This window comes from Vibrio sp. Vb1980, from assembly GCF_033338615.1.
Lineage (GTDB): Bacteria > Pseudomonadota > Gammaproteobacteria > Enterobacterales > Vibrionaceae > Vibrio > Vibrio alginolyticus.
Genome location: NZ_JAWOSZ010000170.1, coordinates 1 through 528, shown reverse-complemented (window position 1 = coordinate 528; position 528 = coordinate 1). Strand labels below are relative to the sequence as shown.

Sequence of the window (528 nt, the reverse complement as noted above, 5' to 3'; positions counted from 1 at the left end):
TTTTAATTGCTTAAGGTCCAGCTCTTTGATGAATCGATGGTAGTACATCAATACTGCTGGGATAACACCTGCGGCACCGTTAGTTGGTGATGTGACGACTTGCCCGCCTGCCGCGTTCTCTTCGCTGACCGCAAAGGCAAACAAGTTAATCCAGTCCATGATCTCCATTGGATCATTTTCTACTGCTGCATTCGCTTCTAGTTTTTTCAACAGATTCGGAGCTCGGCGAGTGACGTTCAAGCCCCCTTCAAGGATCCCTTCAGTATCGAAACCACGCTGCATACACAGTGACATCACTTTCCAAATTTGTTCAGCTCTTTGGTCAATTTCTTCTTGCTCTCGAAATGCCAGCTCATTTTGTAGAATCATGCCACCAAGGCTGAGGCCATTTTTCTCTGCTTTTTCCAACATTTCGTCTGCGGATGAAAAAGGGAAAGGTACTTCTGCGCTGGCTTGTTGGCCGCCATGTTCGAGCTCTGCCGCTGTCGCAATAAAGCCACCACCGATAGAGTAGTACGTCTCAAAGGC

The 528-nt window shown here is 47.7% G+C and carries 1 protein-coding gene; it reads right to left on the bottom strand.

Translation table 11 applies throughout. The features are described from left to right. Positions 1–528: L-serine ammonia-lyase, iron-sulfur-dependent, subunit alpha (locus R7F64_RS24330; protein ID WP_318072215.1), on the bottom strand; the 528-nt coding region annotated here is incomplete at both ends.